This is a genomic window from Pantoea sp. BAV 3049 (assembly GCF_009765445.1).
Taxonomy (GTDB): Bacteria; Pseudomonadota; Gammaproteobacteria; order Enterobacterales; family Enterobacteriaceae; genus Erwinia.
Window position 1 is genome coordinate 2,724,751 of sequence record NZ_WHOY01000031.1, and the last position, 14,526, is coordinate 2,739,276.

General features: G+C 54.7%; 13 protein-coding genes. 2 read left to right on the forward strand and 11 right to left on the reverse strand.

Translation table 11 applies throughout. From position 1 onward, the window contains the following. Positions 1–6 precede the first annotated feature (6 nt). From pabC to yceD, 9 genes are all read right to left on the reverse strand, one after another. Positions 7–804 carry an aminodeoxychorismate lyase gene (gene pabC / locus GSQ70_RS13740; protein ID WP_158783061.1) on the reverse strand — a complete coding sequence of 266 codons (798 nt, stop codon included), beginning with the start codon at positions 802–804 and terminating at the stop codon, positions 7–9. Between the two features lie 166 nt (positions 805–970). Then, positions 971–2,212, reverse strand: a complete 1,242-nt coding sequence (gene fabF, locus GSQ70_RS13745; RefSeq protein WP_158783062.1) for a beta-ketoacyl-ACP synthase II — start codon at positions 2,210–2,212, stop codon at positions 971–973. A gap of 84 nt (positions 2,213–2,296) precedes the next feature. Next, on the reverse strand, positions 2,297–2,533 hold the full coding sequence (acpP, locus tag GSQ70_RS13750; protein ID WP_004157115.1) for an acyl carrier protein: 237 nt from the start codon (positions 2,531–2,533) through the stop codon (positions 2,297–2,299). Positions 2,534–2,687: 154 nt separating this feature from the next. Further along, a complete protein-coding gene (gene fabG / locus GSQ70_RS13755) occupies positions 2,688–3,422 on the reverse strand; it encodes a 3-oxoacyl-ACP reductase FabG (RefSeq protein WP_158783063.1) in 735 nt (244 codons plus the stop codon). 19 nt (positions 3,423–3,441) lie between these two features. After that, positions 3,442–4,365 (reverse strand): ACP S-malonyltransferase, encoded by a 924-nt coding sequence (gene fabD / locus GSQ70_RS13760; RefSeq protein WP_158783064.1) that lies wholly within the window; start codon positions 4,363–4,365, stop codon positions 3,442–3,444. A 16-nt stretch (positions 4,366–4,381) separates the two neighbouring features. Next, on the reverse strand, positions 4,382–5,335 hold the full coding sequence (locus GSQ70_RS13765) for a beta-ketoacyl-ACP synthase III (RefSeq protein WP_158783065.1): 954 nt from the start codon (positions 5,333–5,335) through the stop codon (positions 4,382–4,384). A gap of 6 nt (positions 5,336–5,341) precedes the next feature. Further along, a complete protein-coding gene (plsX, locus tag GSQ70_RS13770; RefSeq protein WP_158783066.1) occupies positions 5,342–6,376 on the reverse strand; it encodes a phosphate acyltransferase PlsX in 1,035 nt (344 codons plus the stop codon). 23 nt (positions 6,377–6,399) lie between these two features. Then, on the reverse strand, positions 6,400–6,570 hold the full coding sequence (gene rpmF, locus GSQ70_RS13775) for a 50S ribosomal protein L32 (RefSeq protein ID WP_016192161.1): 171 nt from the start codon (positions 6,568–6,570) through the stop codon (positions 6,400–6,402). Between the two features lie 14 nt (positions 6,571–6,584). After that, the gene (gene yceD, locus GSQ70_RS13780; protein WP_158783067.1) at positions 6,585–7,106 is read right to left on the reverse strand and encodes a 23S rRNA accumulation protein YceD; all 522 of its coding nucleotides are present in this window, start codon (positions 7,104–7,106) and stop codon (positions 6,585–6,587) included. Between the two features lie 142 nt (positions 7,107–7,248). Here yceD and GSQ70_RS13785 point away from each other — a divergent pair, with 142 nt between their 5' ends. After that, the gene (locus tag GSQ70_RS13785; protein WP_158783068.1) at positions 7,249–7,833 is read left to right on the forward strand and encodes a nucleoside triphosphate pyrophosphatase; all 585 of its coding nucleotides are present in this window, start codon (positions 7,249–7,251) and stop codon (positions 7,831–7,833) included. Positions 7,834–8,169: 336 nt separating this feature from the next. Here GSQ70_RS13785 and rluC read toward each other — a convergent pair whose 3' ends face one another. Continuing rightward, complete coding sequence (gene rluC, locus GSQ70_RS13790; RefSeq protein WP_158783069.1) at positions 8,170–9,132, reverse strand: 23S rRNA pseudouridine(955/2504/2580) synthase RluC; 963 nt, start codon at positions 9,130–9,132, stop codon at positions 8,170–8,172. A gap of 573 nt (positions 9,133–9,705) precedes the next feature. Here rluC and rne point away from each other — a divergent pair. Beyond that, a complete protein-coding gene (gene rne / locus GSQ70_RS13795; RefSeq protein WP_158783070.1) occupies positions 9,706–13,395 on the forward strand; it encodes a ribonuclease E in 3,690 nt (1,229 codons plus the stop codon). 161 nt (positions 13,396–13,556) lie between these two features. On the opposite strand, the gene flgL is transcribed toward rne, so the two are convergent. Next, positions 13,557–14,522 carry a flagellar hook-associated protein FlgL gene (gene flgL, locus GSQ70_RS13800; protein ID WP_158783071.1) on the reverse strand — a complete coding sequence of 322 codons (966 nt, stop codon included), beginning with the start codon at positions 14,520–14,522 and terminating at the stop codon, positions 13,557–13,559. Positions 14,523–14,526: the final 4 nt, after the last annotated feature.

The following is a 14,526-nucleotide window of genomic DNA, read 5'->3' on the forward strand; positions in this document are numbered from 1 at the left end:
TCCCTGTTAATCGTCCTGGAGGCGTATCAGGTTAAATAATTGTCTGGAGCTGTATGTGTGCTGTTCAATCTGGTAAACCGGCAGGACCGGCATCAACGCATTGGTGATAAACACTTCATCTGCGGTAGCCAGCACTTCGGCCGGCGCTCTGACTTCGGCCACTTCTGTGCCCTGCTCCCGCAGCAGCTGAATGACCCGCTGGCGCTGAATTCCGCTGACGCCCGACCCGGCCAGGCACGGGGTAAAGACCTGATTGCCCCTGCGCCAGAACAAATTCGCCGCACAGCATTCCACCAGCATACCTTCAGTGTCAAGCACCAGCGCCTCGTCAGCATCAGTCTGCTCAAGCTCTGTACGGATCAGTACCTGTTCCAGTCGGTTGAGGTGTTTGATCCCCGCAAGCAGTGGGTTGCGACCCAGTCGGACGGTGCTGAGGGCCAGCTTCACGCCGGTCTGTCGCAGCTGGTGATAGTGAGTGGGATAATCACTGAGAAAAACTATCCTCGTGGGTCTGTCGCAGCCCAATGCACTGTACCCCCTGCCACCAGCTCCGCGCGAGAGGATCACTTTCAGCACGCCCCCGGTGCGGGTGGATGCGGCGAAAATCATTTCATCACGCAGAGCGGCCCAGTCGACATGCTGGATCATCAACCGCTCGCAGCCATGCGCAAGCCGTTGCAGATGGGCTTCCAGCGCTACGACTGTGCCGGACAGAATACGGGCAGTGGTGAAACAACCATCGCCAAACTGCACCGCACGATCCCTGACCGCCAGGCTGTCCTGCGGTTCGCCATTTATCCACACTGTTTATTCCCCTAAGTGACCTTTGCACTACGATCAAGATTACCTGCAAGACGCGCCGGATTCATCCGAATGTCCGTGCAAAATTGTACAGAGATGAAAACATGCCTGAGGCGAAAGGCTAAAACAAAAAAGCCCGCCGAAGCGGGCTTTAAAGCATCAAAAGCGATCAGACTTTACGGAAAATCAACGAACCGTTGGTTCCGCCAAAGCCGAAGGAGTTACACAGGGTGTATTCCAGACCTTTGACCTGACGAGCTGTGTGTGGCACAAAATCCAGATCGCAACCTTCATCCGGGTTATCCAGGTTGATGGTCGGCGGGATAACCTGGTCACGCAGCGCGAGGATAGAGAAAATAGACTCTACCGCGCCAGCCGCGCCTAACAGGTGACCGGTCATGGATTTCGTGGAACTGACCATGACTTTGTCCGCGCTGGCACCGAAGATGGACTTCACTGCCTGAGCTTCTGCTTTATCACCGGCAGGCGTTGAAGTGCCGTGCGCGTTGATGTAGCCGATCTGTTCTGACGACAGTTGCGCATCCCGAAGGGCATTTTCCATCGCCAGCGCAGCACCTGCGCCGTTATCCGGTGGTGAGGTCATATGGTAAGCATCGCTGCTCATGCCAAAACCAACCAGTTCAGCGTAAATTTTCGCACCGCGTTTTTTCGCGTGTTCGTACTCTTCCAGCATCACGATGCCCGCACCGTCGCCCAGTACAAAGCCATCGCGATCTTTATCCCACGGACGGCTTGCCGCCTGAGGATTGTCGTTGCGGGTGGACAGCGCACGCGCTGCACCAAAACCACCGATGCCCAGCGGCGTACTGCCCTTTTCGGCACCGCCTGCCAGCATCGCGTCGGCGTCGTTATAGGCGATCATTCGCGCAGCCTGCCCAATGTTATGCACACCGGTAGTACAGGCGGTGGAGATTGCGATGCTCGGGCCTTTAATGCCATACATGATCGTCAGATGACCAGCAATCATGTTCACAATCGTGGAGGGAACGAAGAAAGGACTGATTTTCCGCGGGCCGCCGTTAACCAGCGACGAGTGGTTCTCTTCAATCAGACCGAGACCGCCGATACCGGAGCCGATAGCGGCACCAATACGATGGGCGTTCTCATCAGTAATGACCAGACCGGAATCCTGCATGGCCTGAATGCCAGCCACAACTCCATATTGAATAAAGGCGTCCATCTTGCGCTGATCTTTACGCGAGATGAAGTCTTCACAGTTAAAATCCTTTACTAAGCCAGCAAAACGTGTTGCGTAGGCACTAGTATCAAAATGGTCGATCGGGCTGATGCCACTCTGACCGGCAACAAGAGCATTCCAGGTAGACTCTACGGTATTGCCGACAGGAGACAACATGCCAAGACCGGTCACAACTACACGACGCTTAGACACGTTCGTCCTCCAGGGAGGGAAAAAAGGATACGCGGTGGTTCAGATAAAACTCAGGCGGTCGAGTGACCGCCTGGAGATGCTCACTTACGCCTGGTGACCATTGATATAATCAATAGCAGCCTGAACGGTAGTGATTTTCTCAGCTTCTTCGTCCGGAATCTCGGTATCAAACTCTTCTTCCAGAGCCATTACCAGCTCAACGGTATCAAGAGAATCAGCGCCCAGATCTTCTACAAAAGAGGCAGTGTTAACAACTTCTTCCTGCTTAACGCCAAGCTGCTCGCCAATGATTTTCTTAACGCGTTCTTCGATAGTGCTCATACTATTAAATTTCCTATCAAAACTCGCTTTCGCGATGGTTTTCGTAGTGTATAAAATGGTGAAAAAGATGCAACTAAATCCCGGCTGGTCCAACCACGATTTTACGCTATTTTGCGGGTATAACCGCAAATAACGCAAATAAATTTCGTGATTATCAGACCATATACATTCCGCCGTTGACGTGCAGCGTTTCACCAGTGATGTACGCGGCCTCGTCAGAGGCTAAAAATGCAACGGCATTGGCGATTTCCTGCGCGTCGCCAAGGCGACCCGCCGGCACTTCCGCCAGAATGCCCGCACGCTGATCTTCAGTCAACGCGCGCGTCATGTCGGTTTCAATGAAACCAGGTGCCACGACGTTAACGGTAATACCACGTGACGCAATTTCACGCGCCAGTGACTTGCTGAAACCAATCAAACCCGCTTTTGCTGCCGCGTAGTTTGCCTGGCCCGCATTACCCATGGTTCCAACTACGGAACCGATGGTAATAATTCGGCCTGCACGTTTCTTCATCATAGCGCGCATAACCGCTTTTGACAGGCGGAATACAGAAGTCAGATTGGTGTCCAGGATATCCTGCCACTCATCATCTTTCATTCGCATCAGAAGATTATCACGTGTAATGCCAGCATTATTGACTAAAATGTCCACTTCGCCAAATTCAGCGCGAATATTTTCAAGCACGCTGTCAATGGATGCGCTGTCGGTCACGTTCAGCAGCAGGCCTTTGCCGTTACTGCCCAGATAACTGCTTATCGCATCAGCACCGCTCTGGCTGGTCGCAGTTCCCACGACTTTAGCACCACGAGCTACCAGCGTTTCCGCGATAGCACGGCCAATGCCGCGACTTGCACCGGTAACCAGCGCGATTTTTCCTTCGAAGTTCATTCTCATCCTCGTCTGTTTGTTAAAGCGCCGCTGACAGGCTGGTCGGGTCATTTACCGCCGCCGCCGTCAGGGTGTCAACAATACGTTTGGTCAGGCCGGTCAGCACCTTACCAGGGCCGACTTCCAGCAGCGACGTTACGCCCTGGCCTGCCATAAATTCCACGCACTCAGTCCAGCGAACCGGGCTGTACAGCTGGCGAACCAGCGCGCTGCGAATGGCCTCTGGTGAGGTTTCGCATTTGACATCAACGTTATTCACCACCGGGAATGCCGGGGCGTTGAAAGTCAGTTTTTCCAGCGCCACCGCCAGTTTATCGGCGGCTGGCTTCATCAACGCGCAGTGCGACGGCACGCTGACCGGCAGTGGCAGAGCGCGTTTTGCTCCGGCGGCCTTACAGGCAGCACCAGCACGCTCTACCGCTTCTTTGTTCCCGGCAATCACAACCTGACCTGGCGAGTTGAAATTAACAGGTGAAACTACCTGTCCCTGCGCAGACTCTTCACAGGCTTTAGCAATCGCTGCATCATCCAGGCCAATAATTGCCTGCATAGCGCCAGTGCCCGCAGGAACAGCTTCCTGCATCAGTTTGCCACGCAGTTCTACTAACCTGACAGCTTCGGCAAAATCGAGCACACCGGCACAAACCAGCGCACTATACTCGCCCAGACTATGTCCTGCCAGCATTGACGGGGCCTTTCCGCCTTTTTCCTGCCAAACGCGGAAAATTGCAACAGATGCGGCCAGCAGCGCTGGCTGAGTTTGCCAGGTTTTGTTCAATTCTTCAGCTGGCCCCTGTTGCACCAGCGCCCACAGGTCGTAGCCCAGAGCATCTGAAGCCTCACGGAAGGTTTGCTCAACCAGTGGATGCTCTGCAGCCAGTTCGGCCAGCATGCCAACCGTCTGTGAACCCTGTCCGGGGAAAACCATTGCAAATTTCGTCATTGTCATACCCTGTTAATCAAAAACGAACCAGCGCCGAGCCCCAGGTAAATCCACCGCCAAACGCTTCCAGCAGGATCAGCTGTCCGGGCTTGATACGGCCATCACGTACCGCTTCATCCAGCGCGCTGGGAACAGAAGCAGCAGAAGTGTTGCCGTGACGGTCAAGCGTCACCACCACTTTTTCCATGCCCATTCCCAGCTTACGAGCCGTGGCGCTGATAATACGCAGGTTAGCCTGATGTGGAACCAGCCAGTCAATCGCTTCACGTTCGAGGTTATTAACCTGGAGCGTTTCTTCCACGATGTGGGCGAGTTCGGTGACCGCGACTTTAAATACTTCGTTACCCGCCATCGTCACATAGGAAGGTTGTTCCTGATGCGCGCGATCCTGGTGCGCCAGCGTTAACAACTGACCGTAGCTGCCGTCGGCGTGCAGGTGGGTAGAGATGATGCCTGGCTCGTCGCTGGCCCCGAGCACTACCGCGCCCGCGCCGTCGCCAAACAGAATGATGGTGCCACGATCGTTTGGATCCAGCATGCGTGCCAGCACGTCAGCACCAATCACCAGCGCGTGTTTCACCGCACCGTTTTTGATGTACTGATCGGCAACACTTAAAGCGTAAGTGAAACCTGCACAGGCGGCCGCAAGGTCGAAAGACGCGGCGTCTTTAATACCCAGCAATTGCTGGATCATGCAGGCTGAACTTGGGAAGGCGTGACTGGAAGACGTGGTCGCAACCACAATCAGGCCGATATCGTCCTTGTCGATACCCGCCATCTCCAGCGCACGCTCAGCGGCGTGAAAGCCCATTGTTGCCACGGTTTCATCCGGTCCGGCAATGCGGCGTTCACGGATACCGGTGCGGGTGACAATCCACTCGTCCGATGTATCCACCATTTTTTCCAGATCGGCGTTAGTCCGCACCTGTTCGGGCAAATAGCTGCCCGTACCGATAATCTTCGTATACATGTACGCTCAGTCACTCTTAGGTAATACAGCTTGAAGGCGGGCAGCAATCCGTTCCGGAACTTGCCGCCGCACCGCCTGCTCTGCCTGTTCTATCGCCGCAGCAAATGCGCTTTGATTAGCCGCGCCGTGACTCTTAATCACGGTACCGCGTAATCCTAACAGACAGGCGCCATTGTACTGGTCGGGGTTGAGATGGCCGAACCGTTTAGCCAGACGTTTTTTTAACACCCGTCCTAACAGAGTCAGCCACCAGGCCCTTTTTTTACCTTCGCCCTGTGATTTCAACAGCGAAAGAAACATTCTTACCACGCCTTCCATGGTTTTCAGCGTGACGTTGCCCACAAAGCCATCGCAGACAAGCACATCCGTTTTCCCGGTAAGAAGATCGTTGCCTTCGAGGTATCCAATATAGTTAATTTCTGAAGAGTCACGCAAAATTGCTGCGGCCTCGCGAATACTGTCCAACCCTTTTGTCTCTTCTTCGCCAATGTTCAGCAGCGCCACACGGGGAGTGTCGATGGCCAGCACTTCTTCAGCCACCACCGCGCCCATAATAGCGAACTGCACCAGCATGGCGCTGTCCGATTCTACATTCGCGCCTAAATCCAGCACGACTGTTTTCCCGTGCTGCTGATGCGGCAGAACCGTCATCAGCGCCGGACGCTCAATGCCATCAAGCGGCCTGAGCAATAATTTTGACAACCCCATCAGCGCCCCGGTGTTACCGGCACTGACGCAGGCCTCAGCCCTTCCCTCTTTCACCAGCTCCAGCGCCACGCGCATTGAGGAGCCACGACTCTGACGAATCGCCTGTGAGGGTCTGGCATCACTGGCAATAACCGATTCGGCAGGAATAATCTCCAGACGAGCCGTTAAGGCAGAATCAGCTTTTGCAAGTAATGACGAGATGTTGTCGGGATTGCCGACCAGAAGAAGATGCAGTTGCGAGTTAGAGGCCAGTGCCTGCATTGCCGCAGGCACTGTCACGCAGGGACCGAAGTCCCCGCCCATGGCATCTATCGCCAGGGTCAATCGTGTCAAAGTATCGCCGGCTGGGCCGCGAATTACTTAGTGATGACCTTGCGACCGCGGTAGTAACCATCCGCAGTGATGTGGTGACGCAGATGAGTTTCGCCAGAAACTTTATCTACGGAAAGAGTGGTAGTGGTCAGAGCATCGTGTGAACGACGCATGCCACGCTTGGAACGGGTTGGTTTATTCTGTTGTACGGCCATGGACCTTACTCCTATTACTTACGCTTTAAACTGGCTAATACGGCAAATGGATTTGGTTTTTCCGCCTCTTCAGGCAGTTTGCCAAAGACCATGTCCGCCTCGGACACTTCACAGTGTTCAGAATCATGCACCGGAACGACAGGCAGGGCGAGGATAATTTCATCTTCCACCACCGCCAGCAGATCAATTTCGCCAAACTCGTTGACCTCGACCGGCTCGTACGCTTCCGGTAGTGCCTCAGCCTGTTCGTCAGTGACGACCGGACTGAAACAATACGTTACGTGGATATGATGCGGGAAGGACTGTCCGCAGCGTTGACAAGACAGCGTAACGGAAACCGCCGCAGTACCGTTAAGCACCGCTAAACGCTGGTTGTCGATCGCAAAAGACATGTTGCAATCCACATCAGTGTCCACACTGACTACCGATTCAGCAAGGCGCTCCACCTGTTCAGGGGTGTAAACACCCTGATAATCAAGGCGCTTTTGAGCGGTACGAACCGGATCGAGAGTCAGGGGTAATTTTACTTTTTGCATAGGGCGCGCATATTAACTTTGTAACGACTTAGAGTCAAAGAAAAAGGCCGGTTCACGGCATCTTTCACCTAATATTCGCATCCAGTGCGGCGCACAGTTTAAAATGTCCGGAACGGATTCGCTATCTATTCTGGAAAAAAAGATGACACAGCTGGTTTTAGCCTCTACCTCGCCGTTCAGAAAATCACTGCTTGAGAAACTGGGCATCCCCTTTATTACCGCCGCACCCGAGGTGGATGAGGCAGCACAACCGGATGAAAATGCTACCGATCTTGTGATGCGACTGGCTGCGGCTAAAGCCCGTGCGCTGGCGGATAAGTTCCCGCAACATTGTATTATTGGCTCCGACCAGGTGTGTGTTATTGACGGCAAAATAACCGGCAAACCGCATACCGAAGAGAAAGCCTGCGCGCAATTAAGCCAGGCAAGCGGGCATAGCGTCATCTTTTATACTGGCCTTGCCCTGTTCGACAGCCGGAATAATAACATGCAGGTGATTTGTGAGCCGTTCAGCGTGGATTTTCGCCAGTTGAGCGAGCAGGAAATCATTAATTATGTGCGTAAAGAGCAGCCGCTGAGCTGTGCGGGAAGTTTCAAGAGCGAAGGACTGGGGATAACGCTGTTCGACCGTCTGTCCGGACGCGATCCAAATACGTTGGTCGGTCTGCCACTGATTGCGCTGTGTGAAATGCTGCGAACTGCGGGGATTGATCCGCTGGCGGGATAATTAGAAATTCTCGGTGTACGAACTTAGTCGCATCAAAAACGGGTTATTGCTGCAGGATCTGAGACGTTCAGCGCGTAAGTCGCTTCAGACGGTCAGTAAAGCAGAGCTATAGCATTGCTGCAGAGAAGAGCCGTCTTTAACTTTTTGTTTTCACTCACCAACGGCTTCGAAGTCCGCAGGTGGCGGTAGGGGGCAGCTTAGCCGGGTGTTTGCGGCATGGACGCCGCAATCAAGCCATCACGGACGATTCCACGGCGTCCCGGCTAAGCTGCCCCTTACTGACGCCGATCTCCGGTCCGGTTTTGGCTTTAGCCCGTATCAAAGCCGATCCAGAACTCACTTCGCTGGGAAATTTTTCCGCAGCACCGCAAGGCAATGCTTCAGCTCTTCATCCAGTGGGGCTTCCACCCGTATCACTTCCCCGGTGTTCGGGTGGGTGAACTTCAGAGCCGCCGCGTGCAGGAAAAGCCGCTTGAGGCCAGTGCCCGCCAGTTGTGAATCAAATTCTTTCTCACCATAGCGATCGTCGAACGCAATCGGATGACCGGCATGCAACGTGTGCACACGAATTTGATGCGTACGGCCGGTAATCGGACTGGCTTTTACCAGCGTGGCGTGGGCATAGCGCTCTTCAACTTTAAAACGAGTCTCGGATGGCTTGCCTTCGCTGCTCACCCGCACTATACGCTCGCCGCTTTGCAGAATGTTTTTCAGCAACGGGGCCTCCACTGCCTTTATATATGATGGCCACTGACCGCGTACCAGCGCCAGATAATCCTTCTGCATCCCCTTCTCACGCAGCTGCTCGTGCAGTGAACGCAGCGCAGAGCGCTTCTTCGCCACCAGCAGGATCCCGGAAGTATCGCGGTCAAGACGATGCACCAGCTCCAGGAAGCGGGCCTCCGGACGCAGCGCACGCAAACCCTCAATCACCCCAAAACTCAGCCCGCTGCCACCATGCACCGCCGTCCCTGAAGGTTTGTTCATCACCAGGATGTAATCATCTTCAAACAGAATTGCGTCAGAGAGTGCCGCCACTTTCGCCAGCTTAGGCGACACCGCCTCTTCATCACGCTCTGCCACGCGAACAGGCGGGATACGCACCTCATCGCCTGCTTCCAGCTTGTATTCTGGCTTGATTCGGCCTTTATTAACGCGCACTTCGCCCTTACGCAAAATGCGATAAATCATACTCTTTGGCACGCCTTTAAGCTGCGTGCGTAAAAAGTTATCGATGCGCTGTCCTGCCTCATCGGCAGAAATAGTCACAATCCGGACTGCAGGTGTATTGGTTTTCATGGTCGGCGATTCTAAATAGAGCGCCAGGATAGCGCCACCTCTTTTTCTGTGCTTAACTGACAGTGACCCTTACTGGTCGGCGCTTTATGCCCAGTTTTTAGGCAATTTGCTGAATTGCGATGCAAATCGACTGAAAAGCTGGAATAAACTTCGCAGAGCGGGAAAAGTCACCTTGCTATCACAAGGTTAGCAATGGAATAATGTTTCTGTTTTCCAGTTTCTACCCCTGGCTAACAAGAAAATAGAGTAACAAGAAATTTTGCCGGATAGCCCATACACGCAGCAATGGCGTAAGACGTATTGTGTAATCAGGCATTTAGCGGGCTGCGGGTTGCAGCCTGGACGACAAGACGGGATTGGTTCACTCTGGTTATTGACTGGCGGTTCCCCCCTTTTTTAAAAGCGCTGTTTTTCCAAATGAAAAACAGGCTACCGAGATTTTGCGCCCCTTAGCAGGCGACAACCGGGAGGTTGACGACTTTGCGATGAGACTCGGGGCCATCGGTTAATCACGTCCAGCGTTACTATTGCCCGTAGCTTTGTCACTAATGTAAGAATAATGAGTAAGTTACGATGAAAAGAATGTTGATAAACGCGACTCAGCAGGAGGAGTTGCGTGTCGCCCTTGTGGATGGACAACGTCTGTACGATCTGGATATTGAAAGCCCAGGACACGAACAGAAGAAAGCTAATATCTACAAAGGCAAGATCACCCGTATTGAACCCAGTCTTGAAGCAGCATTCGTTGATTACGGTGCTGAAAGACACGGTTTCCTCCCTCTGAAAGAAATCTCCCGCGAATACTTTCCCAGCAATTATTCCTCCCACGGCCGCCCTAATATCAAGGACGTTCTCCGTGAAGGTCAGGAAGTTATCGTCCAGATTGATAAAGAAGAACGCGGTAATAAAGGCGCAGCCTTAACCACCTTTATCAGCCTTGCGGGCAGCTACCTGGTGCTGATGCCAAACAACCCACGCGCTGGCGGTATTTCACGCCGTATCGAAGGCGACGACCGCACCGAGCTGAAAGAAGCCCTTTCCTCGCTGGAACTCCCTGATGGCATGGGTCTGATTGTACGTACTGCTGGCGTCGGCAAATCTGCCGAAGCGCTGCAGTGGGATTTAAGCTTCCGGATGAAGCATTGGGAAGCCATTAAGAAAGCCGCAGAGAGCCGCCCTGCTCCGTTCCTGATCCATCAGGAAAGCAACGTTATCGTTCGCGCCTTCCGCGACTACCTGCGTCAGGATATCGGTGAAATCCTTATCGATAACCCGAAGGTACTGGAGCTGGCTCGTCAGCATATCGCTGCGCTGGGCCGTCCGGACTTCAGCAGCAAAATTAAGCTCTACACCGGTGAAATCCCGCTGTTCAGCCACTATCAGATTGAATCGCAGATTGAATCTGCCTTCCAGCGTGAAGTGCGTCTGCCTTCCGGCGGCTCGATTGTTATCGATACTACCGAAGCGCTGACCGCTATCGACATCAACTCCGCACGCGCAACACGCGGTGGCGATATCGAAGAAACAGCCTTCAACACCAACCTGGAAGCGGCAGACGAAATTGCCCGTCAGCTGCGCCTGCGCGACCTCGGCGGCCTGATCGTTATCGACTTTATCGATATGACTCCGGTTCGCCACCAGCGTGCAGTAGAGAATCGCCTGCGTGAAGCTGTCCGTCAGGACCGTGCGCGCATTCAGATCAGCCATATCTCTCGTTTCGGCCTGCTGGAGATGTCCCGCCAGCGCCTCAGCCCGTCACTGGGCGAGTCCAGCCATCACGTGTGCCCACGCTGTAGCGGCACAGGCACCATCCGTGATAATGAGTCGCTGTCGCTCTCGATCCTGCGTCTGATTGAAGAAGAAGCGCTGAAAGAGAACACCAAAGAAGTCCACGCTATTGTGCCGGTGCAGATTGCATCTTACCTGCTGAACGAAAAACGCGACGCAGTCAGCGCCATCGAAAAACGTCAGGGCGGCGTGCGAGCCATCATCGTGCCAAACGATCAGATGGAAACCCCACACTACTCCGTACTGCGCGTGCGCAGTGGCGAAGAGACCCAGACGCTCAGCTACCACCTGCCGAAGCTGCATGAAGCGGAAATGGCCCTGCCTTCGGAAGAAGAGCATGCCGAGCGTAAGCGCCCTGAGCAACCGGCTCTGGCCGCCTTCGTGATGCCTGATGCACCTCCTGTTCCGCAGGAAACCGTGCCAGAAGCTGCTCCGGCTGCCGCTAAAGCCACTGTCAGCGCCAAGGCGCCAGCAGCCGCTGAAGAAAGCCTGGTGGGCCGCTTCTTCCGTGGTCTGAAGAAGATGTTTTCAGGCGCTGAGAAGCCGGTTGAACAGCCTCAGCCAGCCGTGGTGGAAGAGAAAGCGCCGGAAGCTGCTGCACCACGCAGTGAGCGCCGCAATAACCGCCGCCAGAACAACCGCCGCGACCGTAATAACGGTGAGCGTGGTGAGCGTTACGGTGACCGCAGCGAACGTTCTGACAGCCGTAATGCAGATCGTAACGAACGTAATGATCGCAACGAGCGTAACGAACGCGGCGATCGTAATGAACGCAGCGAACGTGGTGAGCGTAATGAGCGCAACGACCGCGGCTCTCGTAACGACCGCAACAGCAACCATAATGAGCGAATGGTACGCGACCAGGATCCGGCAGCTGAAGGCCGTGAAGATAACCGTCGTAATAAACGTAACAACGTTGCTCAGGCTGGAGCACGCGAAGATCTTCAGCCAGGCGAGGAGTCCCGTGAGCAACAGCCGCAGCAGTCACGCCGTGGCGATCGCCAGCGTCGTCGCCCGGAAGATAAACGCCAGGCCGCGCAGGAAGAAAAAGTTGTGGATCCTGCTCTGATCCCTGAAGAAGCCGTTGAAAGTAGTGATGAGCACGTACAGGTAATGCCGCGTCGTAAGCCGCGCCAGCTGAACCAGAAAGTGCGTATCGAAACGGCTGAGCAAACTGCAGCCCGTTCTTTCGCCCCGGCAGAAACCGCGTCGGCAGAAGAGCCATCGGCCGCTCTGCCAGCAGCAGTTGACGCCGCTGTGGATGCCGATGAAGGTGAAGATCGTGACAGCAACAGCATGCCACGTCGTTCTCGTCGTTCGCCACGCCACCTGCGTGTCAGTGGACAGCGTCGTCGTCGCTACCGTGACGAGCGTTACCCTAACCAGTCGCCAATGCCGCTGACCTTTGCCGTTGCTTCGCCAGAAATGGCTTCCGGTAAAGTGTGGATCTCTTATCCTGTTGCTCAGGCAACTGATGAGAGTGAAATTGAGCAATCCATCGTGCCGGATTACGGTCACGAAGAGACTGCCGCAGCCGTTGCCGTGGCTTCTGCCGCTGCTATCGCGCAGCCAGAAGAGGTTAAGAGTGAAGCTCAGCCAGTGCACATCGCTGAACCGCAGCCTTCAAATGAGCCTGCTGTTACGCTGGTAAACACTGATGAGACCGATGCGATTGAAGCGCCAGTTAACGAAGAACCTTCCGTTATCTCTGCTGCTGACGAACCTGTCGCAGAAGCGGTAGCTGAAGAAGCGCTGCCAGCGGAAGAAACCCGCCCGGCCGTCGAAGCTTTTGTTAACGCGGTAGAAGAGATCGTGGAAGAAGCGAAGCAGGCTGAAGAGCAGCGTATTGCTGAGAAAGTCAGCCAGCAGGCGAGCGTGAATGCCGGTGACGTCAGCTCTGAAACTGAGCAAAAGGTTGAAGAAGTGCTGAACGCGCCGGAAGCGGTAGCAGAACCTGTAGTGGCAACCGAGCCTCATGCACCGGTTCCTGCCCGTGACGAACCGGTGGCTGAAGAGCCTGCTGCTCCGATCGAGGCTGAACCTGCGGCCCCTGTTGTTGCTGAACCGGTTGCACCTGTTGCCGTTGAACCAACCGCGCCGGTGGCCGCTGAACCTGCATCGCCAGTTGCCGATGAATCAGTGGCGCCTGTTGCTGTAGAGCATGAAGCGCCTGCGGCTCCGGTTGCACAACCAGCCAGCGCACCAGCCGCAGTACCGGCACCTGTTGCCGCTGCACCTGAAACTGCGGCTGCTCCGGCTGTCACTGCTGCGCCAGTTGCACAGAGCACGGTGGCACCGGCGTTCAAGCATCATGCCACGGCACCGATGACTAAAGCACCAGCACCGGAGTATCAGCCAGAGCCAGCCCGTCAAAGCGACTGGGTGCGCCCTGACTTCAACTTTGAAGGTAAAGGTTCTGCTGGCGGTCACGCTGCCACTCATCAGGCAACGGCACCGGCTACCCGGCCGGAATAAACCGCACACCTGATGAAAAGCCCTGGTCTCTGACCGGGGCTTTTTTTTGCCATCGATCAGCCCTGAATAGCAGGCAAAAAAAACCCGTCATCAGAGGTTAGCTGGTGACGGGAGAAACTGAACGTACCCGGTTTAAGCACGTTCAAAATGTTGAAAATTGACTAAGAGTTCAGTTTGAACAGTGACATGCTGGACATGTCAGTAAAGACTTTGTACGACGCCTGCAGCGCAGTTTGCTGCATGGTATAGGAAGAGATCGCGCTGGTGTAATCCACATCCACCAGGTTGCTCATCTGGGTTGCCTGGTTCACTTTTGTATCGTCGCCTTTCGCATCCAGATTACTCAGCTCGTTCAACTGGGTACCCAGTTCAGAACGCACTTTCAGCACGTTGTTCAGCGAATTGCTCAGGCCACGGTTAGTCTTGTCCAGCGCATCAGCAGATGCCTGAACACCGGCATCATCAGCATCGGCAATCGGTGCATTCAGCGCGTTAATTGCGGTATTCAGCGTGGTGAAGATATTCGCTTCACTGGTGCTGCCGTCCGGCTCTGCTTTCGCGTTGCTGGTCAGCGCCATAAATATCTGGTCACCAGTATGGCTGGTCACCATAGTCCGGCTGGAATCCACTTTCTGGGTGATTGGCGTGGTGCCACCGGTGTACGTCACGTTGCCGCTGGCATCCTGAGTAAAAGGAGCCGCATCCGTTTTGTAACCGGCAAACAGATAACGACCGTTGCCATCAGTGGAGTTTGCCAGGTTCAGCAGCTGATCGCGGATGCCGGTTAGCTGCTGGGCATAGGACGCGCGGTCATCGTCGGAGAGCGTACCGTTAGCGGCCGCCACCACGATAGTCTGCGCGCTCTGGATCACACTGGTCACCTGCTGCAGGTTGGTCTCTTCCTGAGAAACGCTGGTAGTGGCAAAGTTGCGCGCCGTCTGATACTGGCTGGTCTGGGACTGAGCTTGAGAGAGCACAACCGCCTGAGCGGCCGCAACCGGGTCATCCGACGGGTTCACAACACGTTTACCGGATGACAGTTGTTCACCTACTTTCAGCCAGCTTGCCTGGGAAGTCGAAATCCCACGCATCTGCTGATCGTAGATCATGGCGGTACTGAGACGCATGATT

What these genes read in the sequence shown, in the direction of transcription:
- acpP (WP_004157115.1), bottom strand. Translation starts at nt 2,533, where the DNA reads ATGAGCACTATCGAAGAACGCGTTAAGAAAATCATTGGCGAGCAGCTT.
- flgL (WP_158783071.1), bottom strand. Translation starts at nt 14,522, where the DNA reads ATGCGTCTCAGTACCGCCATGATCTACGATCAGCAGATGCGTGGGATT.
- rpmF (WP_016192161.1), bottom strand. Translation starts at nt 6,570, where the DNA reads ATGGCCGTACAACAGAATAAACCAACCCGTTCCAAGCGTGGCATGCGT.
- rne (WP_158783070.1), top strand. Translation starts at nt 9,706, where the DNA reads ATGAAAAGAATGTTGATAAACGCGACTCAGCAGGAGGAGTTGCGTGTC.
- fabD (WP_158783064.1), bottom strand. Translation starts at nt 4,365, where the DNA reads ATGACGAAATTTGCAATGGTTTTCCCCGGACAGGGTTCACAGACGGTT.
- GSQ70_RS13765 (WP_158783065.1), bottom strand. Translation starts at nt 5,335, where the DNA reads ATGTATACGAAGATTATCGGTACGGGCAGCTATTTGCCCGAACAGGTG.
- fabG (WP_158783063.1), bottom strand. Translation starts at nt 3,422, where the DNA reads ATGAACTTCGAAGGAAAAATCGCGCTGGTTACCGGTGCAAGTCGCGGC.
- rluC (WP_158783069.1), bottom strand. Translation starts at nt 9,132, where the DNA reads ATGAAAACCAATACACCTGCAGTCCGGATTGTGACTATTTCTGCCGAT.
- yceD (WP_158783067.1), bottom strand. Translation starts at nt 7,106, where the DNA reads ATGCAAAAAGTAAAATTACCCCTGACTCTCGATCCGGTTCGTACCGCT.
- GSQ70_RS13785 (WP_158783068.1), top strand. Translation starts at nt 7,249, where the DNA reads ATGACACAGCTGGTTTTAGCCTCTACCTCGCCGTTCAGAAAATCACTG.